Source organism: Pectobacterium brasiliense (assembly GCF_013449685.1).
GTDB classification, from domain to species: domain Bacteria; phylum Pseudomonadota; class Gammaproteobacteria; order Enterobacterales; family Enterobacteriaceae; genus Pectobacterium; species Pectobacterium brasiliense_A.
Window position 1 is genome coordinate 36,274 of the sequence record NZ_JACDSF010000004.1, and the last position, 24,934, is coordinate 61,207.

Below are 24,934 nucleotides of genomic sequence, written 5' to 3' on the forward strand. Positions count from 1 at the left end.
CATTTAATCCCGTGTTTCATTTTCTCTGGTGACAGCCGATACCTCAGCGGCGATAAGTGTTGTCCTGAATGGCTTGGCACGCTCGCTTTCAGCAAAACTGGCCACGGCTTTCCACACGCTACACGGCCCGCTTCCGCCGGATGTTCAGCTACTATCTTAACTTTTGTGCAGGGGCTTTCAGAGCAAGGAAACTTCAGCTCTGGCAGGTCTTGTTCAGCACGGATGGAGTCGACGGTGGATTGCGCGTTGCGCGCTGACAGCATTGTGTGTTGACAGAAAGTCGTGTGCTGACTGAAAAGAGAAACCGGACGGTAGCAACGCCGTCCGGTTTACCAGAATGTGCAACGTAGGAATTACTCTTCCTTGCCGAGCTCGCTCGCCTGCTTGCTAGCCAACACGCGCTCGACCGTATCGACCACGGCCTGTGTCTGCGGGTCGATTTCGATATTAATCCGATTGCCCAGACGCTTCTGCCCCAACGTGGTACGGTTCAGCGTTTCTGGAATTAAATGCACGCAGAAACGTCCACGGGTCACTTCGCCTACCGTCAGGCTGATACCGTCAATCCCAACGAAACCTTTATGCAGCACGTATTTCATCAGCGCTTCATCCGCAAGGCGGAACCAAATCTGATGATTATTCTCTGACACCTGAATCTTCACCACTTCCGCCGTACACATGATGTGGCCCGACATGACGTGTCCACCAATCTCATCACCGAATTTTGCGGCACGCTCAATATTGACGACATCACCTTCATGAATATCGCCCAGATTCGTTAACCGCAGCGTTTCCTTCATGAGATCAAAACTGACACGATCGCCGTCAATGGCGGTTACCGTCAGGCAGCAACCGTTGTGCGCCACCGAAGCGCCGGGCACGAGCCCTGGCAACAGGTCGGGCGGGAGCTGGACAATGTGCGTGCGAAAGTTGGATTTTTCTTCAATCGACACCACCGGCGCGGTGCCCTGAACAATACCGGTAAACATGCGGTTTGCCTCTTAAAAACAAAGAAATGACGTTGTGCAGTGTGCCCGATATTCCGCGGAAAACCAAACCGGAATACGGTACGTCAGAGGTTATCGAAACCGCAGCGTAACAAAAAGAATATATTCTCTTTCAAGCTGGTTTACTTTTATTAAGTCGTTACAATAACGTTCTCATTTTATTCTTGACGTTTTTCATATCCAGATTATTCATCCCGCTAGCAAAATTAAGTCATTCAAGGAAGGTATCCGTGCAACAGTATCTGACAGAAGCGCGTAAATTATCGGCGCTTGCTGTTCCTGTCATTATTGCGCAAGTGTCCCAAACGTCGATGGGTGTGGTTGACACCGTCATGGCCGGTGCTTATAGCGCCACCGATATGGCCGCCGTCGCCGTGGGAACCTCTATCTGGCTACCCGCCATTCTTTTTGGCCATGGCCTGCTGTTGGCGCTGACGCCCGTTGTCGCACAGCTCAACGGTTCCGGCCGACGCGATCGCATCTCTTATCAGGTGCGACAGTCCTTCTTCCTCGCCGCCATCATTTCTGTGCTTACGATGCTGGTGCTGTATCAGGGGGAATACGCCATTAACCTGATGAGCGACAGTTCGCCCGAGCTGGCTGCAAAAGCCATCGGCTATCTGCATGCGCTGCTGTGGGGCGTTCCCGGCTATCTGTTCTATCAGGTTTTACGCTGCCAGTGTGAAGGGCTGTCCAAAACCTACCCCGGCATGATGATTGGATTCATCGGGCTGTTAATCAACATCCCGATCAACTACATCTTTATCCACGGTAAATTTGGCATGCCCGAACTGGGCGGCGTTGGCTGCGGCGTGGCTACCGCCTCGGTTTACTGGATCATGATGCTATTGATGATGCTTTATACCCGACGCGCTTCCTGGCTACGCGATATCCGCCTGCACCGTCCCGCATTCCGCCCGGACGTTGCCGTGCTGAAGCGCCTCTTTGGCCTCGGTTTACCTATCGCGCTGGCATTACTTTTTGAAGTAACACTGTTTGCCGTGGTGGCACTGCTGGTATTGCCGCTGGGCGTCGTCGATGTGGCGGGTCACCAGATTGCTCTGAACTTCAGCTCGCTAATGTTCGTTCTTCCTCTCTCGGTTGGCGTTGCGACCACCATTCGCGTCGGACACCGCTTAGGGGAAGGTTCGGTTGAAAACGCCCGTATCGCCGCACACACCGGTATCATGGCCGGCGTGGCGTTAGCCAGCTGTACGGCCATTTTCACCACACTGCTGCGTGAGCCTATCGCCCTGCTCTACAATCAGGATCCGCTGGTTGTGGCAATGGCTTCTCAGCTCATGCTGTTGGCTGCCGTTTATCAAATTTCCGACGCCGTTCAGGCGATCGGCAGTGGTGTTCTGCGCGGTTATAAAGATACCCGGTCAATTTTCTATATTACGTTCACGGCGTACTGGGTCTTGGGCCTACCGAGCGGCTATCTGCTGGCGTTGACGGATATTATCGTGCCGCGCATGGGGCCTGCGGGCTTCTGGTGTGGTTTCATCATTGGCCTGACGGCAGCGGCCGTGATGATGGTGACGCGGATTCGTTTTCTCCAGCGCCAACCCGCCGCACGGATTTTAGCGCGCGCCGCTCGCTAGATAACGTTTCATCCAGTTTACGTCGAAAAAAACGACATAATGGATACAACCCCAGCAATCGCACTGGCAAGAGCACAAAATTGCATTTTTCCTCTTGCCAGTTTTCCCCTTGCTCGCTACTATTCGCCTCGCTGTCAGACAGGCAGCACGGTATCTTAATGCGTTCATAGCTCAGTTGGTTAGAGCACCACCTTGACATGGTGGGGGTCGTTGGTTCGAGTCCAATTGAACGCACCATTTCTTGTTTTTTCTTCGATTACGTCCTTTCTTTATTGTCTCTTATATTCGATTAGTGCTGCTATTATCAGGGTAGCTACCCTCTATATCTGCTAATTAACACAGCGTCTGTATTAACAGGCCAGAAGCCATTTATGCCTCCAGCCTGCGTTTTCAGAATTGCTGATTACCTAATTAGACTATTTGTGAATGAATACGACAGAGCGCCGCCGTTATTCCGCTTGTGATTCGATCACCACCACGCATTGCCCCGCGCGAACGGATGCGCCGGGCTGACAGCGGATCTCCCGCACCGTGCCACGCTGCGGCGACACAATCGGGATTTCCATTTTCATGGATTCGAGAATCATCAGCGTTTCACCCTCGGCTACCGTTTTGCCGATCTCCGTCGTCACTTGCCAGAGATTACCGGAAATCGGGCTTTCTACGCCGGCCTGTCCCGGCAGGATCGGTACTTCGCTCGCTTCTTCAATCACCACGTCCACGCTATCCGTCACTGATTGACCGGCAATACGCCAGCGCTCGCGCTCTGCCTCAAACGCAGCCCGCTGACGCACACGGAATGTTTCGATCGCTTCCGCTTCTCGCGACAGGAAATCCTGATAGTCGTTTAGCGCCAGTTCGCTTTGCTCGATCCGTAGCGGGTAGCGCCCTAGCGGGAAATCCCGTCGGATCGATAACAACTCGTCGGCCGACACCGGATAGAAGCGAATTTGGTCAAAGAAGCGCAGCAGCCACGGCTTACCGTCAAATGCGCCAACGCCGCGATAGCGATCCCACATTTGCAACGTGCGTCCGACAAACTGGTAGCCGCCCGGCCCTTCCATGCCGTACACGCACAGGTACGCGCCGCCGATGCCCACCGAGTTTTCCGCCGTCCAGGTACGCGCCGGGTTATATTTGGTGGTGACCAAACGGTGGCGTGGATCCAGCGGCGTTGCCACCGGTGCGCCGAGGTAAACATCGCCCAGCCCCATCACCAGATAACTGGCGTCAAAGACCGTTCGGTAAACCTCATCAAGATTATCCAATTCGTTAATACGGCGGATAAATTCAAGGTTGCTCGGGCACCAGGGCGCATCGCTGCGTACCGTGGTCATGTATTTTTGGATCGCCAACTGGCAGGCGGGATCGTCCCAGGACAGCGGCAGATAAACCACTCGTGATGGCACTGTCAGATTCTGCTGGGTGCAAACGTCCTGCCATAGCGTAGAAAGCACATCCAACAGGTGCTGTAACGAAAGCATTTCGGGGCGATAGTGCACCTGCAACGAGCGAATGCCCGGCGTCACGTCAATGATGCCATCGAGCGTCTGTTGCTCCAGCGCCAGCATCAGCGCATGGACACGAAAACGCAGCGCCACATCCAGTTCCGCCGCCCCCACTTCCAGCAGCAAATGAGTATCGCCGGACAGCCGTGCAATCAGCCGTTTATCCTCCTCACCGGTATCCAACACTACCGGAGAAATCAGCGCGGCAGGCGACCACTCGACAGCGATCGGGGCAAGCTGTTCCACCTCTGCATGACGTGCCTGCGCCAATGCGCGCGCCGTCGGGAGATCGACAGGAATAAAGCGCACACGGTCGCCCGCATTAAGCTGCCCTAGCACCCACAGGTCGGCTTCGATTATCGTCACCGGACAGACGAAACCACCCAAGCTCGGGCCGTCCGGCCCCAGAATAACCGGCATATCGCCAGTGAAATCCACCGCGCCAATGGCATACGGGTTGTCGTGAATATTCGAAGGATGTAGCCCGGCTTCTCCACCGCTGTCGCGCACCCACTCTGGTTTCGGCCCAATCAGGCGCACACCCGTGCGGCTGGAGTTAAAATGGACTTCCCACTCGGTGGTGAGGAACGTTTCCATATAGGCAGGCGTGAAATAGTCCGGTGCCGCATGCGGGCCGTAAATCACACGTAGTTCACGCACCGCAGACAATGTGGTGCGCAATGCGTCCGGCAGGCGGTCTCCAATACGTCGGTCAGCCAGCGGCGCAAGGTGCAAGACGTCACCCGCCCGCAGCGCCCTGCCCGCGTGGCCGCCAAATTGCCCCAGCGTGAAGGTACTTTTACTGCCGAGATAGTCCGGCACATCAATACCGCCACGCAGGCAAAGATAGCTGCGAACCCCTTGCGCACTCGCCGCACCTAACCGCAGCGTGCCACCCGCCGGTATCGCAAATACGCGATCCATCGGCACAGGTTGACCGTCCAGCTCGATAGCGATAGCCGCACCAGTGACTGCCGCTACAGCGTCCGTATTAAAACGTAATGTCGGCCCGTTCATCGTGACTTCCAGCGCCGCCATTCCCGCCGGATTCCCCACCAGACGGTTGCCTAAACGCAGCGCGCGATCGTCCATCGGTCCCGATGGCGGCACGCCGACCGCCCAGTAGCCGAGACGTCCGGGATAATCCTGTACGGTGGTCTGCGTACCGGCGCTTACCACTTCGCAGGTTGTCGCCTGGTAGACCAACGCATCCAGACAGCGCGTCCACGGCTGACCGCTGGCAAACGGATCTGCCGCTAAAATCTGGCGCAGATAGTCACGGTTGTGCTCCACACCGTAGAGTCGCGTGTCCGCCAGCGCCCGATCCAGCCCCGCCATCGCCTGTTCGCGGGTGGACGCACAGGCGATGATCTTAGCCAGCATCGGGTCGAAAAATGGGGGAATCTCGCACCCGGCCGTCACCCAGGTATCGATACGCAGGCTCTGTCCTTCTGCGGCGGGGAACGCAACTTCCGTCAGTAATCCCGGCGACGGCTGGAACTGTTTGCCCGGATCTTCCGCGTACAGACGTGCCTGAATCGCATGCCCCTGCGGCTTCAATCCGGCAGACAGCTCGCGCAGCGGTGGTAAATCCCCCGCAGCCAATTCGATCATCCAGCGCACCAGATCCACGCCCCAGACCTGTTCCGTTACGCCATGTTCCACCTGTAGGCGCGTATTGACTTCAAGAAAGTAAAAACGGTCCGTCGCGCTGTCATAAACGAATTCCACCGTTCCGGCACTGCGATAATTTACCGCCTGTGCCAGACTGATCGCCGCCGCACACAGCGCATCGGCGACCCCGTCCGGCAGGTTGGGCGCGGGTGTTTCTTCAATCACTTTCTGGTTACGACGCTGCACCGAGCAGTCCCGAACACCCAGCGCCAGCACGTCGCCCTGCCCATCGCCAAAAATCTGCACCTCCAGATGTCGGGCGCGTTCGATATATTTTTCGATGAATACGCCCGCATCGCTGAAGTTGTTCTGCCCCAGACGCTTTACTGTTTCAAACGCGTCGGACAGTTCCGTGGCGCTATAGCAGACGCGCATCCCGATCCCACCGCCTCCGGCCGTGCTTTTAAGCATGACCGGATAGCCGATTGCCGCCGCCGCACCGAGGGCCGCATCAATATTTTCCAGCAGCTCGGTGCCTTCCAGCAGCGGTACGTTGTGCTGCTTCGCCAGCGCGCGCGCGGTATGCTTTAAACCAAATACACGTAGCTGCTGCGGCGTCGGCCCGACAAAGGCAATCTGCGCCGCTTCGCAGGCTTCGGCAAACGCCGCATTCTCGGACAGAAAACCATAGCCGGGATGAATGGCCTGCGCGCCGCTGCGCTGCGCCGCAGAGAGAATTTTTTCTACATCCAGATAGGTATGAGCCGCCGCGCCCTCTCCCAGACTAATGGCTTCATCGGCATCCTGAATATGCAGGCTACTGATATCGGCATCAGAATAGACCGCGACGCCACGGACGTTCATCTCACGTAGCGAACGCAGAATACGGCACGCAATCGCGCCACGGTTGGCAATCAGAAGTTTGTCGAACATACGCTAGACTCATGCAAGGGCGGGTCGTCCCGCCAAAATGCGATCCGCATGATGGTCGTCCATCGCGGTAACGGTCAAAGGATGTAGAGGCATGCCCCCACACCGAAATCATCAGGCTTTGTCATGCTGAGAACGACTCGTCGACGGCAGATAATAGCGGTTTGCCCGAGCCTCCAGTACGCTCACCAGCCACGTTTTCACCCGCTGCCAGCGCGTGCCTTTTTCACAATCCAGCGGCATCAGTTCCATATCAGCACCTCCGCTGGCGTTGGGTTCCAACCGTTGCACGGGTTATTCAACTGCGGACAGTTGGAAATCAGCACGATGACGTCCGTTTCAGCACGCAGCTCCACATATTTACCCGGTGCGGAAATACCGTCTTCAAAGGTCAGTCCGCCTTCCGCCGTCACCGGCACGTTCATGAAGAAGTTGATGTTCGCGCCGATGTCCTTTTTGTTCAGGCGGCCATCGTGCAGACAGGCACAGAGAAAGTTATCGCGGCAGCTATGCATGTAGCGTCGGTCAAGCGCATAACGTACGGTATTGCTCTCCTGCGCACAGGCGCCTCCCAGCGTGTCATGGCGACCGCAGGTGTCGGCGACTATCGTCAGCAACGGATTACCAAGGTTGGAATACAACACGCTGCCCGTCGTCAGGTAGACGCTATTTTGGCGACGCAGCGTACGTTGCGGATCGTAGCGTTCACGTGGGTCATCGACGCGATAGAACAACGTATCCACCGCCTGATTGCCTTCCAGATCCAGCAGTCGCAGCGTCTGCCCCTGCTTGACCTCAAACAGATAGGGTTCTCCGGCAGGGATCACATGGCGGAATACCGCGTCCTCGGCCGTTTTATTACTGGCAATTAACGTCATGTCCGGCCTCCTTACAGGCAAAAGCGTTCGGTATTGTGAAACGCGCGTGCATTTTCCTCACGAAACGCACGGCAGTACGCGGCGACATCCTCGCCTTCCGCCCGGCTCCAGGTGAGTGCAATCGGGCGCGGCGCATACGTCGGGTTAGGATCCATCGGGTGTTGCAAGGCGGTCAGCACCACCAGCGTATCCATCGGCGCATACAGCTCGATATAGTCTCCCGCCTGAGAATGATTGGCGTGAAAGTGAAACTGACCTTGCGCATCCACGGTGACTTTGCTGAACAGGTTGATCGTCATCAGCAGATCTTGCAGATTGAGGTTCCATTTCCCCATTTCGACCAACAGGTTATCCATGCCGTTGCGGAAAAAGCCGTTGCGCAATTCCTGATAGCGCCCCTGCCCATATTTCTCCTGCACTTCCTGTGCATTGAGCACGCCACCAAAGCTGTCGTGCCAGCCGCACGTGTCGGCAACAATCGCCGCCAGCACGCGTCCCATATCGGAATAGAGACAGTGCCCGACCGTCAGCCTGGCGGTATGTTGCCCTTTCAGGGTATCCGGCAGGTTCAGGCGTTCGCTGGTCTGGTGGACGTTGAACAGCAGCAGGCCCACATTGCCGCCGCCTTCCACATCTTCGATACGCAGAATCTGTCCACGCTTGAGGATGAAAGAGGTATGCCCTCCGCCCGGCACTATTTCTTCATCAAACGTCGTTCGGCCTGTCGATGTGTTTGTCGATGTCTGTATCGCTGTCATAACCGAAAGCTCCTTAAATAGGGGATGTCGCCACGCTGACTACAGGAGGCACCAGCGTAAGCGCACGCTGGCGTGTGGCAAGACGCTCCTGATTAAGCGGGATGTCATAGGTAATGCGTGCGCCATAGGCTTCCGGCGCATGCGGGTCGATGCGCACTTTGTCGAACACCAGCAAGCGCGTGCCAAGGTGGAAACCTTCTGGCAAATCGTGGGTGACCATAAAGACCGTTAAGCGGGTTTCCCGCCACAGCTCCAGCAGCAGCGTGTGCATATCGCCGCGAATACCGGGATCCAGCGCCCCGAACGGTTCATCGAGCAGCAGGATGCGTGGCTGGACAATAAATGCCTGAGCAATAGCGAGCCGCTGCTGCATGCCGCCGGAAAGCTGGTTAGGGTATTTGTGCATGGCGTGTCCCAGCCCGACGCGCGCCAGCATCCGCGCGGCATCGTCTCGCGCCACCTGCTTGCGCTGCCCAAACAGCCTGCCGAGCCAAGGGGAACGCGGTATCTCCAGCCCAATCACCACGTTTTCCAGCACGGTTAAATGTGGGAAAACCGAATAGCGTTGAAACACCACGCCGCGGCTGGCATCCGGTTCGGCGGGCAGCCGCTTCCCTTCGAGCCGCACTTCGCCACGGCTAGGCGTTTCCTGCCCCAGCAGCAGACGCAGAAAGGTAGATTTACCGCAGCCGGATGCCCCGACCATCGTGCAGAATTCCCCTTCCTCAACGTTCAGGTTGAGCCGTTCCAGCACAACGTGGTCGCCGTATTCCTGCCAGATGTTATCGATCTCAATAAAACTCATGCTTTGCTTTCCTCTGACCACGGGAACACGCGGCGATGCAGCCAGCGCAGCGCCATATCCATGAGCCATGCCAGCAGCGTGATCCACACGACGTAAGGCAGAATCACATCCATCGCCAGATAGCGGCGTACCAGAAAGATGCGGTAACCGAGCCCTGCCGTTGCCGAAATTGCTTCGGCAGAAATCAGGAATAGCCACGCCGCGCCCAGCAGCAGCCGTAGTGAAATCAGCAGTCGCGACAGCAGCTGTGGCAGGATGACACGCAGCACCACGACCCAGCTGTTCGCTCCCAATGTCTGGGCTTTAATCAGCATTTCCTGCGGTATGTTGCGGGCGCGCTGTTCGAGATCGCGCGCCAGCATCGGCGTAACGCCAATCACGATCAGCATCACTTTCGAGAGTTCATCCAGCCCAAAGACGATGAAGAGAATGGGCAAAATCGCCAGCGGCGGGATCATCGACAGCACCGTCATCAGCGGCGAGAGCGACGCGCGAAACAGCGGAAAAGCCCCAGCCGCAATCCCGAACAGCAGGCTCAACAGGCTGGCGATCCCCAGCCCCAGCGCGAGACGCACCAGACTGGCCTGCGTATCCAGCCAGAACAGGTAATCACCGCTGCGTTTATCCTCGGTGAATGCCATGCGCTGAATCGCCTCGGCCATTTGCCCAAGACTCGGCAAGAGTTTGTCATTGGGGTTAGCCTCCAACCGCAGCGCCGACCCGATGAGGTACAGCACCAGCAGCACAACAAACGGCAGCAGGACCAGCAACAGCCGTCCGCCCCGACTGGGGTAGCGATTGATCAAGCGCACGATAGTCTCTCCAGTTTGCGGGTCAGAGTTTGTTCTCTGCGGCCAGACGCACGAAGGTGTCGTCAAAGCGCAGTTTCACATTGGCGCTGTCACCCTGTGTTACCTGTCCGGGGAACGTCATACCGATAAAATCCGCGCTCTGTGCGCCAGTGCCGAGCAGCCCTTTATCGAAGGAGAAATCAGCCACTCGCTTCATGGTGTTAGGGAGATCCGGGCTGGTCAGAAACGCCAGATTGTCCTGTGCGGAATAAAACAGATGGGTAGTTTTTAACTGCGCCTGATAGCCGGCCAAATCGGTGCCAGAGGCGGCCGCCATGGACTCCAGCGCCGGTTTGTCGCCCGCTTTCATCAGCGCCATCATTTCAAACCAGGCACCAGCCAGCGCTTTGCCCAACGCCGGATTGTCCTGTAGCGTTTGCGTGTTCACGACCATCATGTCGATCAGTTCGCCGGGAATCTGACCGGACTGGAAGACTTCCGTGGTGTCCGGCTGGCTTTTGATGGCAGAGAGCTGGGGGTTCCAGGCGACAGCGGCCTGCACGCTGCGGGTGGCAAAGGCGGCGACAATATCGGCATCCGACGTGTTAACAACGGTGACATCCCGCTCCCGCAATCCGGCCGTCTCCAGACCGCGTACCAGCAGGTAATGGGAGACAGAGAGTTCAGGCAGGTTAACCTTCATCCCGCGCAAATCGCTCAGCGTTTTTCCTTTGCCTTTGAGCACGATGCCATCGTTGCCTGCGGAGAAACTGCCGAGCAGCAGCGCCGTGGTATCCACACCGCCCGCCGCCGGAATCGTCAGGGCATCCATGTTGGTCATCGTGCAACCGTCAAACTGCCCAGCGGTGTATTGGTTGATCGATTCGACGTAGTCGTTAAGTTGGGTGACCTTAATCTTGATGCCGTACTTGTCGGCCCATTTATCGATAATACCCTGCGTGCCGATGAAGCCCCACGGCATCCATCCGGCATAGATCGTCCAGCATACGTTGAATTGCGTTTTAGGCGCAGCCTGAGAAGGGAAACTCAGCAGCGCTGAGAGACTGAGGACGCAAACGCCCAGTAAACGAGATAGGTTCATGCCAGACCTCCGGTTGAGTAGGAAAAAAGCGGGAACAGCGCGACACCATGGGTGTTGCTGTCTCCCGGGCTTTTGTCCCGCCGTGTAACCTCAACTGGAGGTCGCCAGCTCTCGGACCAGACATCCATAAGATATGGATCGGAACCCTAGCCAGCTATTCAGGTTGTTCAGCGCCATGCGTGGTGCTGTCCCGAATAGAGAAAAGCAAAAGGCGTGCCAGCACAGAAAGTACCAGTCCGGCTGTCGTTTATAGGGAGAATTATGCGGGGAAGCTCGCCGCTATCGCGCTATCCCGGTGCAGTAGCACAGCGAGTACGCCTCACGGCAGTGCAACGAGGCGGTACGAATGCAAGGCTTAGCGAGCAGAACGGCTGGCCGCTATTTTTTCCAGCAGCGCACGCTGTCGTTTGAATGCTCAATTCACGATGATGTGTTCAAGATTCTGGAAAAAGTCGATGGCAAGATGGACATGACGCCGGAACAGACTCAGGCCTTTATTGTGGGTTTGAAGCTATTTAGTGAAGTGATGATGCAGAATAGAAAGCACCCGCTGTTTAAGGAATTCGCCGCCCCGTTCAGAGAATTCATGCTTAATCTCAAGAAGCAGTGATAGAGAAGATCGCGCAGCAAAAATGATGCTCCCCGCGCCGTGAAAACACCAGCGCGGGGAGCGTGACGTCTTACTCTGCCAGATCGAAGCGATCCGCATTCATCACTTTCACCCAGGCAGCAACAAAGTCATTCACAAACTTCTCTTTGCTGTCGTCCTGTGCGTAAACCTCGGCGTAGGCGCGCAGAATGGAATTGGAGCCAAAGACCAGATCCAGGCGCGTCGCTGTCCATTTGACTTCGCCCGTTTTACGGTCGCGGATTTCATACAGGTCTTTACGGTATGGCTTCCACGTGTATTTCATGTCGGTCAGGTTGACGAAGAAATCATTCGTCAGTGCGCCTTCACGATTCGTAAATACGCCGTGTTTGGTGCCACCGTAGTTGGTCCCCAGCACACGCAGGCCGCCAACCAGCACCGTCATCTCTTTCGCCGTCAGCCCCATCAGTTGGGTGCGATCGAGCATCAGCTCTTCCACGCTCACGGCATAGTCTTTCTTCAGCCAGTTACGGTAGCCATCGTGGATAGGTTCAAGGACGTCAAAAGATTCAGCGTCGGTCAAGGCATCGGTGGTGTCGCCACGTCCCGGAGCAAACGGCACAGTCACCTGTACGCCAGCCGCTTTCGCCGCTTTCTCAATCCCCACATTACCCGCCAGCACGATGGTATCAGCCACGCTGGCCCCCGTTGCAGCGGCAATGCTTTCCAGCACGACTAACACACGCGCCAGACGCTCAGGCTCGTTACCTACCCAGTCTTTCTGCGGGGCGAGGCGAATACGCGCGCCGTTGGCACCACCACGCATATCGGAACCACGGAACGTACGGGCGCTGTCCCAGGCGGTTGCAACCAGTTCACTGATGGAAAGGCTACTTTCTGCAATGCGTGCTTTGACAACATCAACATCATAGTCGGTACGCCCCGCCGGAACCGGATCCTGCCACAGCAAGTCTTCCTGCGGCACATCTGGACCCACGTAGCGCGCTTTCGGCCCCATATCGCGGTGCGTCAGTTTGAACCACGCCCGAGCAAAGACTTCGGAGAAGTACGCCTGATCCTGATAGAAACGCTCGGAAATCTTGCGATATTCCGGGTCAACTTTCAGCGCCATGTCGGCATCGGTCATCATTGGGTTGTAGCGAATAGACGGGTCTTCAACGTCAACCGGTTTGTCTTCTTCTTTAATACTGACGGGCTCCCACTGCGATGCACCAGCCGGGCTCTTTCTCAGTTCCCATTCGTGATTCAACAGCATGTGGAAGAAGCCGTTATCCCATTTCGTCGGATGCGTTGTCCAGGCTCCTTCCAGCCCGCTGGTGACGGTATAGCGCCCTTTGCCCGATCCGGTCGGGTTATGCCAACCGAGACCTTGCTCTTCAACATCGGCACTTTCTGGTGCCGCGCCCAGCAGGCTGGCATCACCATTACCGTGGGTTTTACCCACCGTGTGTCCGCCCGCTGTCAGGGCGACGGTTTCTTCATCATTCATCGCCATACGGGAAAACGTAACGCGCATGTCTTGTGCGGTACGCAGTGGATCAGACTTGCCGTCAACGCCTTCTGGGTTAACGTAAATCAGCCCCATTTGTACCGCCGCCAGCGGGTTTTCCAGCGAGGTACGATCGTCGCTGCCATAGCGCCCGGTGCTCTTCGCCAGCCACTCTTTTTCCGAGCCCCAGTAGGTGTCTTTTTCCGGGTGCCAGATGTCTTCACGACCAAAGGCGAAGCCAAATGTTTTCAGCCCCATGGATTCATACGCGATATTACCCGCCAGAATAATCAGGTCCGCCCAACTGAGTTTATTGCCGTATTTTCTTTTGATGGGCCACAGTAAACGGCGTGCTTTATCGAGGCTGACGTTATCCGGCCAGGAATTGAGCGGTGCGAAGCGCTGGTTACCCGTTCCACCGCCGCCGCGACCATCGGTTGTGCGGTAGGAGCCTGCCGAGTGCCAGGCCATACGAATCATCAGGCCGCCGTAGTGACCCCAGTCCGCTGGCCACCATTCCTGGCTGTCGGTCATCAGTGCATGCAGGTCTTTTTTGAGGGCATCGACATCGAGGGTTTTAAGGGCTTCACGGTAGCTGAAATCGCTGCCTAACGGATTGGTCTTGGTATCGTGCTGATGAAGAATGTCGAGATTGAGGGCATTTGGCCACCAGTCCGTGTTTGACGAGCCAGTAGAAGTGTTTCCGCCGTGCATAACCGGACACTTGCCGGCTGGTTTCGTTTTATTCTCGTCCATCATTATCTCCCAGTATGTTGCATTGCCTTAATCGCTGCGCAAGAAGGTGGGGTCGTTCTCCGATAGCCTTGCCTTATGGCAACAGAGCGCTTCACCAATTCCTTCTTCTTGATGCAAGACAGTGCCAGAGTCTCCCTATAATTTATAATTGTATATGCTAACTTCTGCGATAGCTTAACCTGATGAAAAGCGGTTCAATCGCACATTTTTACTATCTGCATCAATAATCTCGCCGATAGAACCGCTTGTGATAATGAGTCCGCTTGTCATCACGGCCTCTTTCAAGAAGCCGCGGATTCTTTTGCTACCTTAAAAACTACAGCGATGGCGAACGGAGTATGAACTGAGTAAGGACGCAAATCCGGCTAAACATTCGACACTTGAAAGGACATGATAAATAAAGCGCTTGCCACCAGCGCCAGAGCCGTCCATAATAGCGCCCATTCCAAACACTGGAATGAAGAAAAGCATTCTAATCAAAACGTTACTGATTAAGATGTTATCTACTGTACGACCGTAGCTCAGTTGGTTAGAGCACCACCTTGACATGGTGGGGGTCGGTGGTTCGAGTCCACTCGGTCGTACCAATTCATGTTCTGTAAATATTATCCTACGCCCGTAGGTTAATGAATGTGAATTGAAATTCTCCCTACTCGTATCTTGTAAAATCATAAAAATAAATTCAATATTTTCACCTATTCTCCCTACTGATTGATTCAGGTTAAGATTATTTCGGCTAACCGATACAATTGAGAACCCAAATGTAGCCCTGTGTCTAATCAGGAGCGTCAAAGGGCTATTCATAAAAAATGCACCTTAATCAGTTGAGTTTTCAACTTTTGGGGTGCAGTTCAAAAAGCAGCATGTTCAACTGAAGTGGTTTAAGCACTGGCCATCGTATTGCCCTTTGATTTTATAACGACAATCAAGACGTGTGATTACGTTTTTAACTAATTACCCCCATAACCTCACTAAATGCCACCCAATAAAGACGTATCGAAAATCCGAGAAGCAATATCCCCACGAAACGTTCAAACCAATGTCCGATACGCCAAAATCTCTGGCGCATCGTCTCATTGGCGAATATCAAGCTAACCAGTACAAACCAACTTGCATTAACAAGGCACATCCAGCCGCCATAAAGCACCTGAATACTCAAGGGCGTAGATGCACTGACCACCGTGGTAAATACGGCCAGAAAAAACAAGGTTGCTTTTGGATTGGTGGCATTTGTCAGGAACCCCAACACAAAAGACTCACGAAAACTCTTGGTTCCAGTTTCAGTATCTGGAGACGGTTCTTGCGTTTGTTGGCCTGCCTGCCTGATGAAAGCCATACCGAGGTAAAATAAATAGCTTGCACCAACTAACTCAGCTGTAAGCAGCAGCCAAGGTGTGGCATGCATCAATGCCCCCATCCCCAACAAGGTATAGATGACATGTACCGAGATACCCGCACCGATACCTATTGCGGTCCCTATTCCAGCTTTATGGCCATAACGTATGCTCTGACGGATTGTCACAGCGAAATCAGGGCCTGGAGCGACAACAGCAAGAAAGTGTATAGCCGCAAGCGAAAGGAATTCCCCCAAGTAGTTAAATGCCATATCAGCTCCAGAAAGTCAGTGGCATTGCAAGAGCACGGTAGCCGACAAACAAAGGTGTGGCATCTAAGAGCAAACCGTAGCGACCGTCAGCTACTTGCTTACACTCCAGAACTTCAACTTCTGTCTCTGTTATGTCACTTTTCCAATACAATTTTCGCGTCATATAGTTATTCCTTTAAATAAAACGCGATTGTATTTATATGCCTTGGATGACACAATCCATCATAAAATCAAATAATTTTTTCCTCATGAGCACAAATAAAATGATCACCCTGATGGGTGAAATGGCGGTCTTCGTCAAAGTAGTCGAAACAGGCAGTTTTTCCGAGACGGCTCGCCAGTTGGGTGCGACTCCCTCAGCGATCAGTCGTTCGGTTGCTCGTCTGGAAAAAGCGCTGGGCACACGTCTCTTACAGCGCACGACGCGTAAATTGCGGCTAAGCGAAAACGGGCATGAGGTTCATGCACGCTGTGTCGATATGGTCAACGCCGCACAAGCGGTGATGGCCATTTCTGGGCAAATCAATTCCGAGCCACAGGGACTGCTTCGGGTTAGCGTTCCGAAAGCTGTAGGGCGTTTCGTGATCCATCCACATATCGCAGACTTCCTGGTTCGCTATCCCAATATTAACGTGCAACTGCAACTAGATGACCGCTACGTGGATTTGATCGACGAATATGTAGATTTGGCTATTCGTATTACGGATCGCCCATCTCCTGGATTGATGGGAAGGCGGTTAATTGACATCAGCCACATGATCTGTGCAACGCCTGAGTACCTGTCACGTTACGGAACGCCTTCCCATCCCCATGATTTAAAAACACACAACTGTATCTTTTTGGGCGAAGAGCCAGGCGATTCCAGATGGAAATTCCAACGCAATGGGAAGTCTGTGCGTATCAACGTGCATGGACGCTATGCCGTGAATCACACAGGAGCGAGGCTTGATGCAGTGCTAAACCACCTAGGAATTGGCAGTTTACCGTATTTCACTGCACGGTATGCTCTGCAACAAGGTCAGATCGTGCAAGTGCTTCCTGATTGGGAATTCAAGACTAACTACTGTGGTGCGGCTTGGGTGCTCTATCCCCCCACACGGCATCTGGCTCCAAAGCTTAGTGCATTCATCAGCTTTATGGCCGAACGCCTAGGCCAGGAGCCAACCCTGGATCAGCCCAGCAAATCGACACAGCCCCAGATACCACCGTACGAATCGCCAGAAGCAACAAGGTAGAATCGGCTGAGCGGACGTGGAAACAACCTATGAACACCAATACCTGTATTGTTCCAACGCCTTTCAGTAGGAAAACCGAGCAGTTTCCAGCGCGCATTTCCGACTGACGATCCCTGTAATATTGAGCCTTTTCCCGCCTTCGTGAATAGCAGTCTGCGGGGCTGGCAATGATTCTGAAGCCCAATTCACACATCCGTTTTAGCGGCCAGCAGACTACTGGCCGCGCGTCTCCAGATACAGCACCGTAGCGGCAACGCGGGAGCGTACGTTGAGTTTGCGCAGCATGTTGCGGATATGCACTTTTACCGTCTCTTCTGAGATATACAGCACACTCGCGATTTGCTTGTTGGATAGCCCAGAGGCCACTTCCTGCAACACATCCAGTTCGCGTTCCGTCAATACGGTAAAGGGCGACGGCGTATCCTGTATGGCGATACGGTGGCGCAGCACGTCCCGCACCTGTTCGCTGAAGGCATCACCGTTACGAATAGCATCCAGCAAATGTTCCGGGGCGCTGTCTTTAAGCAGATAGCCATCGGCTCCCGCATCCATCAACGCATAAATATCGCTGGGCGCATCGGAGACCGTCAACACAATCACGCGGGCGCAGATCCCATCGTGCCGCAGCGCGTGGAGCGTATCCAACCCGCTCAATCCTTTCATGTTGAGATCGAGCAAGATAATATCGGGTGAATCCCGATTCGCGAGGCTCAGCGCCTCCATGCCATTACTGGCTTCCCCGATCACATCAAAAATGGCATCGGTTGCCAGTAGCTGACGGATTCCCCGGCGCATAAGCGGATGATCGTCAACGATCAGCACACGATAAGATGGTTTTTCTGACATGCCCAGCCCCAATGTAATATGGATCTTATTATTTTTATTTAGAATATATCCCCGTCATACTGCAAGCGGCCTGCTTCCCACTCAACTTATTCCGGGTAGAGATTGTTCGTTTTATCGCGTTCACGCGCGGTCGTCGGCGTCGAAAAACAGACGCTAACCTGCGTCCCCCCTTCAGGGTGAAGGCCAATAGAGAGCTTTCCTCCTAACCGTTCGGCGCGTTCCTGCATAATATTTAAGCCGTAATGTCCCGCAGGTTCCTCCTGATTGATAATGCCACAGCCGTCATCACGAATATCAACACAATGACGACCATCGGGCTGCGTCCGGCAATTAACGGTAATCGCCGTCGCCTGCGCATGTTTAATGGCGTTCAGCACCGCTTCACGGATGATTTGCAGCAGGTGAACCTGCTGTGATGCATCCAACGCCTGCGTAGGAATTCGGCAGTCAATTGTAATGGTCGCCGGGGTCTGCGCACGCAGTGGCTCAATCATTTCCTGCATCGCCGCTGGCAAATCGGCCTGTTGCAGCGTCAGCCGGAATGTGCCCAGCAGTTCACGTAGCTGACGATACGCATCGCTGATCGCCTGCTCGAAATCAGTGATGATCTGCCGGGCCTGCGCATTTTCTTCCGCTACCGCACGTTTTAATAACGTCATCTGGATATTCAGATAAGAAAGCACCTGAGCCAGCGAATCATGCAGTTCACGCGCAATCGTGGCACGCTCTTCCATCAGTAACAACTGCTGGTAGTGCTTTTGTGCCTGATTGAAATAGAGGCCGCGACCCAGCATATTCGCGACGCTTTCCATCAACTGTGCCGACGGCTGCTGCGTTGATGCCTGCCACCGTAGTTGCCCAAACTCAACGTCTTGCAAACAGATGGGCAAGGCCTGCCACGCCGTCTGTTCATCTGGCTGACCTTCACATAACCGCCAGTTCTCCCCGACCCGCATTTCCAGACAGCCGACCGTTTCATAGCGGCGAACAATTTGCAGAATCTGCTGAAAACAATGTCTGTCGATCGTACTGACGTTCATCGCCTGAGAGCAGTTGTACAGCACCTTCAGCATGCGGTTCACTTCCTGCAAGCGCAGCGTTTTCTGCCGGACTTTGTCTTCCAGAGAACGATAGAGCTTTTGCAGTTCGTCCGTCATGCTACTGAAGGTTTGCGCCAGTAATCCCAATTCGTTAGGCAGATTGACGTCCAGCCGCGAATGGGTAAAACGCCCCTTCTCAATGGACGTACAGGCCGCCATCAGCTTATTCAACGGCACCACCACCTGGCGGCGAATGCGGCGCAGCGTAAAGAAGATCAGTATATAGATAGTGATCGAGCCAATTATTGATGTCACAACGACTATCATCATCTTGCGTTCGGAATAATGCTGCAACGCCAGTACAAAGCGATCGATCTGCGTGACGTAGCCGACAATATTGTCCTGATACCACACGCGATCCCCCGCGTTCAGACGCTCATCCATTGTTTTCCAGCTCTGCAATAGCGCCGCATAACGATCGCGCACATCGCGCGGCACATACCAGCGATCCAACAGGTGAAAAACCGGGGAATTCAGCGTTTGCGCATAGAGGCGGCGATGCGATGCTAATTCTGCACGATCGCCCTGTAGGTCATACCCCATGCGATAGCTTTGCATGCGCATGGAACCGGCAACGTTGATCGCTTCTGCATCGCGTAAACCGCTGGCTAACGTCAGTAGCGCAATGCCCGTCGTCAGAAATGAAAGCAGCGCGATATAGAAAAACGCGCGAGCTAGGCTGGTAGAAACAGGACGTTTAACCATCACAACGAATAATCCTCTTTAACGTCATACCTACTCTAAATAAGTAGCTCAGCATTTCAGCGTACTATCACGATCCCCACAGGCTCCCGCAAGCCAATGAGACGCGAATCCCACACAAGCTTGATCCGGCACCACCATTTACCTCTAAAGGGTGATTATCGCATACAGCCTAAGAGGAATAGTGTAACCCCTACAAAAACAGCGTGTTTTTTATTGGATATTTCATTACGTGCCAGAGCGAAAAACTGCCATGACTAACCTTTCCCGGCGTTCCCTACTGACTGGTGGCCTACAGCGGGCAGACAACGCGTTACGTCCGCCGTGGAGCGGTGCAGAAAGCCAGTTCCTGAGCCAGTGCACACGCTGCCACGTCTGCGTAGATGCCTGCGGATCGGGGATTATCCAGCGTGGTTCGGGCGGTTTTCCCACCATCGATTTTCAGCGCGGCGAATGCACGTTCTGCTACGACTGCGCACGTGCCTGTCCACAAGCGCTGTTCGCGGAGAGTCACACCACGCCGTGGGAATACCTCCTGACGATTCAGGATGTCTGTTTATCGCTACATCAGGTGGAATGCCGCAGCTGTCAGGATGCCTGTGAAACAGGCGCGATACGATTCCGCCCCACTATTGGGCGCGTTGCCGCACCGTCCATCGATGACGACGCCTGTACTACCTGTGGTGCATGCATTTCCGGGTGCCCTGTCGGTGCCATGTCGATGAAAAAAATCACCGCGGGATATCACACCGCGCCAGCGCGTCTGCCGACGCAACAGGAAAACCGATGAGCACAGTCTGGCATGTTTGCAGTGTAGTGGTTCACGTCAACACGGCGCAGATGGCAGCCGTTGGCGAGGCGTTAGCGACGCAGCCCAATGTAGAAGTGGGTGCCAGCGATAGCGATACCGGAAAGATGGTCGTGGTGCTGGAGTCAGATTCAGAAGACACGCTGTTAAAACAAATAGCGTCAATACGCGAGCTTACAGGCGTACTGGCGGTTTCGCTGGTTTATCACCAGCTTGATGAACCGTCTTGTGATGAACAATCTTTTGCTTTCGATGAACAACCTCTTGATCAACAAGCTCAGGGTGAGGAAATACCATGAAACTCAGTCGACGACACTTTATGAAGGCGAACGCGGTTGCAGCGGCAGCCGCGGTCGCAGGCATCACCATACCCACCGCAGTTCGTGCCGTGACCGAACAGTCCGATGCTATCCACTGGGATAAAGCGCCTTGCCGCTTCTGTGGCGTAGGGTGCGGTGTGCTGGTGGGAACACAAAATGGCCGCATCGTCGCCAGTCAGGGCGATCCCGAAGCGCCAGTTAATCGCGGATTAAACTGCATCAAGGGCTATTTCCTGCCAAAAATCATGTACGGGCAGGATCGCGTGACCCAGCCTTTACTGCGTATGCGTGACGGAAAATTCGATAAAGAAGGCGAATTTACTCCGATCTCCTGGGATCAGGCGTTTGACATCATGGCGGAGAAATTCAAAACCGCACTGAAGGAAAAAGGCCCGAACGCGATAGGAATGTTTGGCTCTGGACAATCAACCATTTGGGAAGGCTATGCGGCCGCCAAACTGTTCAAAGCGGGCTTCCGTTCCAACAACATTGACCCCAACGCGCGCCACTGTATGGCATCAGCGGTCGTCGGCTTTATGCGTACCTTTGGTATGGATGAGCCGATGGGTTGCTACGACGACATTGAGCAGACCGATGCGTTTGTGCTGTGGGGCTCCAACATGGCGGAGATGCACCCGATTCTCTGGTCACGCATCACCGACCGCCGCCTGTCGAACAGCAATGTTACGGTCGCCGTGCTGTCCACCTATCAGCACCGCAGTTTTGAGCTGGCGGATAACGGCATGGTGTTTACGCCACAAACCGATCTGGCCATTCTCAATTACATCGCCAACTACATTATCCAAAACAATGCGGTGAACGAGGCCTTCTTTACCCGCCACGTGAACCTGCGCCGAGGCGTGACCGATATTGGCTACGGGCTGCGTCCGACGCACCCGCTGGAAAAAGCGGCGAAAAATCCGGGTTCCGATGCGTCTGAGCCGATGAGTTTTGAAGAATACAAAGCCTTTGTCGCCGACTATACGCTGGAAAAAACGGTCGCGATCAGCGGCGTTCCCGCCGATCAGTTAGAAGCGCTGGCAAAACTCTACGCCGATCCAAAGAAGAAAGTGATCTCCTACTGGACGATGGGCTTTAACCAACATACACGCGGCGTCTGGGCGAACAATCTGGTTTATAACATCCACCTGCTGACGGGCAAGATCTCTCAGCCGGGCTGCGGGCCGTTCTCATTAACCGGTCAACCGTCTGCCTGCGGCACCGCGCGTGAGGTCGGCACGTTCGCCCACCGTCTGCCTGCAGACATGGTCGTCACTAACGAGAAACACCGCGCGATTGCGGAAAAACTGTGGCAGCTACCGACAGGCACAATTCCTGAAAAGATCGGCCTGCACGCCGTCGCACAAGATCGGGCGCTGAAAGACGGCACGCTGAATGCCTATTGGGTTATGTGTAACAACAACATGCAGGCCGGCCCGAACATCAATCAGGAGCGTATGCCGGGCTGGCGCGATCCGCGTAACTTCATCGTCGTATCCGACCCCTACCCGACGATCAGCGCATTGTCCGCTGACCTGATTTTGCCTACCGCGATGTGGGTAGAAAAAGAAGGTGCCTACGGCAACGCCGAGCGCCGGACGCAGTTCTGGCGCCAGCAGGTTAAAGCACCGGGCGAATCAAAATCGGATCTGTGGCAGGTGGTGAGCTTTGCCAAGCGCTTCACCATCGAGGAAGTATGGCCGGAAGAACTTCTGGCGCAGAAACCCGCCTACCGTGGCAAAACGCTCTACGACGTGCTGTTTGCGAACGATGTCACCACGCGCTTCCCGCTCAGTGAATTAGCGGAAAATCAGCTGAACGACGAATCTCGCGAGTTCGGTTTTTACCTGCAAAAAGGCCTATTTGAAGAATATGCCGCGTTTGGCCGTGGGCACGGTCACGACCTAGCACCGTTCGATGACTACCACAAGGCTCGTGGGCTACGCTGGCCGGTGGTTAACGGTAAAGAAACGCAGTGGCGCTACAGCGAAGGGCACGATCCTTACGTCAAAGCGGGAGAAGCCTACCGTTTTTACGGTAAACCGGATGGCAAGGCAGTGATTTTCGCACTGCCGTACGAGCCTGCCGCCGAAGCGCCGGATGACGAGTACGATCTCTGGCTCTCCACCGGTCGTGTTCTGGAGCACTGGCACACCGGCAGCATGACGCGTCGCGTACCGGAACTGCACCGCGCCTTCCCCGAAGCCGTGCTGTTTATGCACCCGCAGGATGCCAAAGCGCGCGATCTGCGTCGTGGTGAGAAAGTCCGCATTATCTCGCGCCGTGGTGAAATCGTCTCGATTGTTGAGACACGTGGCCGCAATAAGCCACCGCGTGGGCTGGTGTATATGCCGTTCTTCGATGCTGCGCAGATGACTAACGTCCTGACGCTCGATGCGACCGATCCGCTGTCGAAAGAAACGGACTTTAAGAAATGTGCCGTCAAGCTGGCTAAGGTGTAACGCGCATGGCACGCCCGGAGAATTCATCACCCGCTCGCCGTCGCTTTCTGCGTGACGCCGTCCGCGCCGTTGCTGGCTTATCAGCGGCGGTGACGGTTCTCGGCATTCAGCAGCGGCGCGCTCAGGCCGACGAACTCCGGCTGCGGCCACCGGGTGCGCTGTCTGAGGCGGCGTTTTCCGGTGCCTGCATACGCTGTGGCCAATGTGTTCAGGCCTGTCCGTACGACACGCTGAAGTTGGCAACGCTGGTTTCCGGTTCCGCAGCCGGTAGCCCTTACTTTGTCGCGCGCGATATCCCGTGCGAGATGTGTGAGGACATTCCCTGCGTGGTCGCCTGCCCCAGCGGAGCCTTACAGCCGTTGGACGCTATTGATGACGCCCGCATGGGATTAGCAGTGCTGCTCGATCAGGAAAACTGCCTGAACTATCAGGGGCTGCGTTGCGATGTCTGCTATCGCGTCTGTCCTCTCATCGATAGCGCCATCACACTGGAGCCAGAGCGCAATACCCGCACCGGGAAACATGCCCGTTTTCTGCCTACCGTGCATAGCGATGTCTGTACTGGCTGCGGCAAGTGTGAAAAAGCCTGCGTGCTGGAACAGCCGGCGATCAAGGTCTTACCGCGCGCACTGGCAAAAGGCGAACTCGGACATCACTACCGTTTCAGTTGGCTGGAGGCACGCGATGGCAAATCGTAAGCAGGACGCCGGACGAGAAGCCCGGGCGAAAAAAGGCTGGTGGCGTAGTCACCGCTGGCTGGTCTTACGCCGTCTGACCCAGTCTCTGGTGCTGCTCATGTTCCTCAGCGGTCCGCTCTTCGGATTTTGGATCCTGCACGGCAACTACAGCGCCAGCCGCTTGCTCGACACCGTGCCGCTCAGCGATCCGCTGATGGTGCTGCAAAGTCTGGCTAGCGGTCATCTGCCCGCCACGCTCGCGCTGGTCGGTGCGCTGATTATCGCGCTGAGCTATGCGCTGGCAGGCAAGCGCCTGTTCTGTAGCTGGGTCTGCCCGGTTAATCCGCTCACCGATTTAGCCGCCTGGCTACGTCGTCGTTTCGGCATCACTGCCTCGGCGACGATCCCCCGCAATCTGCGCTATCTGCTGCTGATCCTCATTCTGGCAGGAAGTGCGCTGACGGGCGGGCTGCTGTGGGAATGGGTCAACCCGGTTTCACTGATGGGTCGCGGGCTGATTTTCGGGTTTGGTGCAGGTATCTGGCTGCTGCTGGCGCTATTTCTGTTTGATTTGTGGGTCGTGGAACACGGCTGGTGCGGACACCTTTGTCCAACCGGCGCGCTGTATGGTGCGCTTGGCGGTAAAGGCGCGCTGGCTGTGGATGCCACTGAGCGTGAACGCTGTACGCGTTGTATGGACTGCTTTCATGTCTGTCCAGAGCCACAGGTGCTGCGCGCCCCCTTGCTTGATAAACACAGTCCGGCACAGGTTACTGACCGAGACTGCATAACATGCGGACGCTGTATTGATGTCTGCGCTGAAGACGTTTTTAAAATAACCCTTAGATGGAAATCGGGAGCAAAGTCATGAAAAGCCTGAGAATGGGATGGTTTCGCTGGATCACCGCCCTGGCGATAATGGGCAGTACAATAGTAGGTAGTGCAATCGCTACTGCACAGGTCGATTTAAGCCAATCGCCAGAAGTCGCCGCGACACAGCCGGGAAATAGCCGGATGCCGAAGCAGCAGGAGCGTATGGCGCTCAACTATGTCAACCAGCCACCGATGATCCCGCATAGCGTGGATGGCTATCAGGTCACCCCGACCTTTAACCGTTGCCTACAGTGTCACGGCGTGGAGAGCTATCGTTCCACCAGCGCCCCGCGCGTCAGCCCAACTCATTTTGTCGACAGAGACGGCAAAGTGCTGAGCAATGTCGCCCCTGCGCGCCATTTCTGCCTGCAATGCCACGTGCCGCAAGCGGACAGTTCGCCAATTACTGGTAACACGTTCACCCCTTCTAAAGGCTTTGGTCAGTGAGGTTTG

The 24,934-nt window shown here is 55.1% G+C and carries 21 protein-coding genes, 2 tRNA genes, 1 pseudogene and 1 riboswitch; of the genes and pseudogenes, 12 read left to right on the forward strand and 12 right to left on the reverse strand.

The window, feature by feature from the left end; genetic code table 11:
• Positions 1–68: 68 nt before the first annotated feature.
• Positions 69–257 (forward strand): annotated as a pseudogene (locus H0248_RS01860) (class I SAM-dependent methyltransferase); the annotation flags it as partial.
• Between the two features lie 96 nt (positions 258–353).
• Here the strand turns inward: H0248_RS01860 and H0248_RS01865 are convergent.
• Complete coding sequence (locus H0248_RS01865; protein WP_039289006.1) at positions 354–989, reverse strand: riboflavin synthase; 636 nt, start codon at positions 987–989, stop codon at positions 354–356.
• 248 nt (positions 990–1,237) lie between these two features.
• Between H0248_RS01865 and H0248_RS01870 the strand changes: the two genes are divergently transcribed.
• Together H0248_RS01870 and H0248_RS01875 are read left to right on the forward strand one after the other, a co-directional pair.
• Positions 1,238–2,611, forward strand: a complete 1,374-nt coding sequence (locus H0248_RS01870) for an MATE family efflux transporter (protein WP_180784454.1) — start codon at positions 1,238–1,240, stop codon at positions 2,609–2,611.
• Between the two features lie 160 nt (positions 2,612–2,771).
• Positions 2,772–2,848, forward strand: a tRNA-Val gene (locus H0248_RS01875).
• 212 nt (positions 2,849–3,060) lie between these two features.
• Here the strand turns inward: H0248_RS01875 and uca are convergent.
• The 7 genes from uca to H0248_RS01910 form a co-directional block, all read right to left on the reverse strand.
• Positions 3,061–6,666: an urea carboxylase gene (uca, locus tag H0248_RS01880; RefSeq protein WP_180784455.1), complete on the reverse strand. Its 3,606-nt coding sequence runs from the start codon at positions 6,664–6,666 to the stop codon at positions 3,061–3,063.
• Between the two features lie 111 nt (positions 6,667–6,777).
• Entirely contained in the window at positions 6,778–6,915 is a 138-nt protein-coding gene (locus H0248_RS01885) for a hypothetical protein (RefSeq protein WP_180784456.1), read from the reverse strand.
• Positions 6,906–7,541: an urea amidolyase associated protein UAAP2 gene (locus H0248_RS01890; RefSeq protein WP_039467800.1), complete on the reverse strand. Its 636-nt coding sequence runs from the start codon at positions 7,539–7,541 to the stop codon at positions 6,906–6,908. The genes H0248_RS01885 and H0248_RS01890 overlap by 10 nt, the downstream gene beginning before the upstream one ends.
• A gap of 11 nt (positions 7,542–7,552) precedes the next feature.
• The gene (locus H0248_RS01895) at positions 7,553–8,299 is read right to left on the reverse strand and encodes an urea amidolyase associated protein UAAP1 (protein WP_180784457.1); all 747 of its coding nucleotides are present in this window, start codon (positions 8,297–8,299) and stop codon (positions 7,553–7,555) included.
• Between the two features lie 13 nt (positions 8,300–8,312).
• Positions 8,313–9,104 carry an ABC transporter ATP-binding protein gene (locus H0248_RS01900; RefSeq protein WP_180784458.1) on the reverse strand — a complete coding sequence of 264 codons (792 nt, stop codon included), beginning with the start codon at positions 9,102–9,104 and terminating at the stop codon, positions 8,313–8,315.
• Positions 9,101–9,916 carry an ABC transporter permease gene (locus tag H0248_RS01905; RefSeq protein ID WP_039503326.1) on the reverse strand — a complete coding sequence of 272 codons (816 nt, stop codon included), beginning with the start codon at positions 9,914–9,916 and terminating at the stop codon, positions 9,101–9,103. Before H0248_RS01905 ends, H0248_RS01900 begins: the two co-directional genes overlap by 4 nt.
• A 22-nt stretch (positions 9,917–9,938) precedes the next feature.
• Complete coding sequence (locus tag H0248_RS01910) at positions 9,939–10,997, reverse strand: putative urea ABC transporter substrate-binding protein (protein ID WP_180784459.1); 1,059 nt, start codon at positions 10,995–10,997, stop codon at positions 9,939–9,941.
• Positions 10,998–11,056: 59 nt separating this feature from the next.
• A riboswitch (guanidine-I (ykkC/yxkD leader) is annotated at positions 11,057–11,158 on the reverse strand.
• Positions 11,159–11,343: 185 nt separating this feature from the next.
• Here H0248_RS01910 and H0248_RS01915 point away from each other — a divergent pair.
• Positions 11,344–11,607, forward strand: coding sequence for a DUF3861 domain-containing protein (locus H0248_RS01915; protein ID WP_180784460.1), 264 nt, complete (start codon positions 11,344–11,346; stop codon positions 11,605–11,607).
• Positions 11,608–11,677: 70 nt separating this feature from the next.
• Here the strand turns inward: H0248_RS01915 and katG are convergent, their stop codons facing one another.
• Complete coding sequence (gene katG, locus H0248_RS01920; RefSeq protein ID WP_180784485.1) at positions 11,678–13,852, reverse strand: catalase/peroxidase HPI; 2,175 nt, start codon at positions 13,850–13,852, stop codon at positions 11,678–11,680.
• Between the two features lie 510 nt (positions 13,853–14,362).
• On the opposite strand from katG, the gene H0248_RS01925 reads away from it, so the two are divergent.
• Positions 14,363–14,439: transfer RNA gene (locus H0248_RS01925), tRNA-Val, on the forward strand.
• Positions 14,440–14,798: 359 nt separating this feature from the next.
• Here the strand turns inward: H0248_RS01925 and H0248_RS01930 are convergent.
• Positions 14,799–15,458: a LysE family translocator gene (locus tag H0248_RS01930; protein WP_180784461.1), complete on the reverse strand. Its 660-nt coding sequence runs from the start codon at positions 15,456–15,458 to the stop codon at positions 14,799–14,801.
• A gap of 248 nt (positions 15,459–15,706) precedes the next feature.
• Between H0248_RS01930 and H0248_RS01935 the strand changes: the two genes are divergently transcribed.
• Positions 15,707–16,693: a LysR family transcriptional regulator gene (locus H0248_RS01935; RefSeq protein ID WP_180784486.1), complete on the forward strand. Its 987-nt coding sequence runs from the start codon at positions 15,707–15,709 to the stop codon at positions 16,691–16,693.
• A gap of 213 nt (positions 16,694–16,906) precedes the next feature.
• Here H0248_RS01935 and narP read toward each other — a convergent pair whose 3' ends face one another.
• Positions 16,907–17,539: a nitrate/nitrite response regulator protein NarP gene (gene narP, locus H0248_RS01940; protein ID WP_180784462.1), complete on the reverse strand. Its 633-nt coding sequence runs from the start codon at positions 17,537–17,539 to the stop codon at positions 16,907–16,909.
• 86 nt (positions 17,540–17,625) lie between these two features.
• Complete coding sequence (narQ, locus tag H0248_RS01945; RefSeq protein WP_180784463.1) at positions 17,626–19,344, reverse strand: nitrate/nitrite two-component system sensor histidine kinase NarQ; 1,719 nt, start codon at positions 19,342–19,344, stop codon at positions 17,626–17,628.
• A gap of 250 nt (positions 19,345–19,594) precedes the next feature.
• On the opposite strand from narQ, the gene napF reads away from it, so the two are divergent.
• From napF to napB, 6 genes are read left to right on the forward strand one after another with little or no spacing between them, the layout of a single operon-like run.
• Positions 19,595–20,131: a ferredoxin-type protein NapF gene (gene napF / locus H0248_RS01950; protein ID WP_180784464.1), complete on the forward strand. Its 537-nt coding sequence runs from the start codon at positions 19,595–19,597 to the stop codon at positions 20,129–20,131.
• A complete protein-coding gene (gene napD / locus H0248_RS01955) occupies positions 20,128–20,448 on the forward strand; it encodes a chaperone NapD (protein ID WP_180784465.1) in 321 nt (106 codons plus the stop codon). The genes napF and napD overlap by 4 nt, the downstream gene beginning before the upstream one ends.
• On the forward strand, positions 20,445–22,931 hold the full coding sequence (gene napA / locus H0248_RS01960) for a nitrate reductase catalytic subunit NapA (RefSeq protein ID WP_180784466.1): 2,487 nt from the start codon (positions 20,445–20,447) through the stop codon (positions 22,929–22,931). The genes napD and napA overlap by 4 nt, the downstream gene beginning before the upstream one ends.
• A gap of 5 nt (positions 22,932–22,936) precedes the next feature.
• Positions 22,937–23,629: a ferredoxin-type protein NapG gene (gene napG / locus H0248_RS01965; RefSeq protein ID WP_010276511.1), complete on the forward strand. Its 693-nt coding sequence runs from the start codon at positions 22,937–22,939 to the stop codon at positions 23,627–23,629.
• Positions 23,616–24,479 carry a quinol dehydrogenase ferredoxin subunit NapH gene (napH, locus tag H0248_RS01970; RefSeq protein WP_010276509.1) on the forward strand — a complete coding sequence of 288 codons (864 nt, stop codon included), beginning with the start codon at positions 23,616–23,618 and terminating at the stop codon, positions 24,477–24,479. The genes napG and napH overlap by 14 nt, the downstream gene beginning before the upstream one ends.
• Positions 24,476–24,928 (forward strand): nitrate reductase cytochrome c-type subunit, encoded by a 453-nt coding sequence (gene napB, locus H0248_RS01975; RefSeq protein WP_180784467.1) that lies wholly within the window; start codon positions 24,476–24,478, stop codon positions 24,926–24,928. The genes napH and napB overlap by 4 nt, the downstream gene beginning before the upstream one ends.
• Positions 24,929–24,934 lie beyond the last annotated feature (6 nt).

Excerpts from the sequence above, each read along its gene's own strand:
- napB (WP_180784467.1), top strand. The coding sequence starts at position 24,476 with ATGAAAAGCCTGAGAATGGGATGGTTTCGCTGGATCACCGCCCTGGCG.
- H0248_RS01900 (WP_180784458.1), bottom strand. The coding sequence starts at position 9,104 with ATGAGTTTTATTGAGATCGATAACATCTGGCAGGAATACGGCGACCAC.
- napH (WP_010276509.1), top strand. The coding sequence starts at position 23,616 with ATGGCAAATCGTAAGCAGGACGCCGGACGAGAAGCCCGGGCGAAAAAA.
- H0248_RS01915 (WP_180784460.1), top strand. The coding sequence starts at position 11,344 with ATGCAAGGCTTAGCGAGCAGAACGGCTGGCCGCTATTTTTTCCAGCAG.
- H0248_RS01865 (WP_039289006.1), bottom strand. The coding sequence starts at position 989 with ATGTTTACCGGTATTGTTCAGGGCACCGCGCCGGTGGTGTCGATTGAA.
- narP (WP_180784462.1), bottom strand. The coding sequence starts at position 17,539 with ATGTCAGAAAAACCATCTTATCGTGTGCTGATCGTTGACGATCATCCG.
- uca (WP_180784455.1), bottom strand. The coding sequence starts at position 6,666 with ATGTTCGACAAACTTCTGATTGCCAACCGTGGCGCGATTGCGTGCCGT.
- H0248_RS01885 (WP_180784456.1), bottom strand. The coding sequence starts at position 6,915 with ATGGAACTGATGCCGCTGGATTGTGAAAAAGGCACGCGCTGGCAGCGG.
- H0248_RS01895 (WP_180784457.1), bottom strand. The coding sequence starts at position 8,299 with ATGACAGCGATACAGACATCGACAAACACATCGACAGGCCGAACGACG.
- H0248_RS01910 (WP_180784459.1), bottom strand. The coding sequence starts at position 10,997 with ATGAACCTATCTCGTTTACTGGGCGTTTGCGTCCTCAGTCTCTCAGCG.
- H0248_RS01935 (WP_180784486.1), top strand. The coding sequence starts at position 15,707 with ATGAGCACAAATAAAATGATCACCCTGATGGGTGAAATGGCGGTCTTC.
- narQ (WP_180784463.1), bottom strand. The coding sequence starts at position 19,344 with ATGGTTAAACGTCCTGTTTCTACCAGCCTAGCTCGCGCGTTTTTCTAT.
- napA (WP_180784466.1), top strand. The coding sequence starts at position 20,445 with ATGAAACTCAGTCGACGACACTTTATGAAGGCGAACGCGGTTGCAGCG.
- H0248_RS01890 (WP_039467800.1), bottom strand. The coding sequence starts at position 7,541 with ATGACGTTAATTGCCAGTAATAAAACGGCCGAGGACGCGGTATTCCGC.
- katG (WP_180784485.1), bottom strand. The coding sequence starts at position 13,852 with ATGGACGAGAATAAAACGAAACCAGCCGGCAAGTGTCCGGTTATGCAC.
- napG (WP_010276511.1), top strand. The coding sequence starts at position 22,937 with ATGGCACGCCCGGAGAATTCATCACCCGCTCGCCGTCGCTTTCTGCGT.
- napD (WP_180784465.1), top strand. The coding sequence starts at position 20,128 with ATGAGCACAGTCTGGCATGTTTGCAGTGTAGTGGTTCACGTCAACACG.
- H0248_RS01930 (WP_180784461.1), bottom strand. The coding sequence starts at position 15,458 with ATGGCATTTAACTACTTGGGGGAATTCCTTTCGCTTGCGGCTATACAC.
- napF (WP_180784464.1), top strand. The coding sequence starts at position 19,595 with ATGACTAACCTTTCCCGGCGTTCCCTACTGACTGGTGGCCTACAGCGG.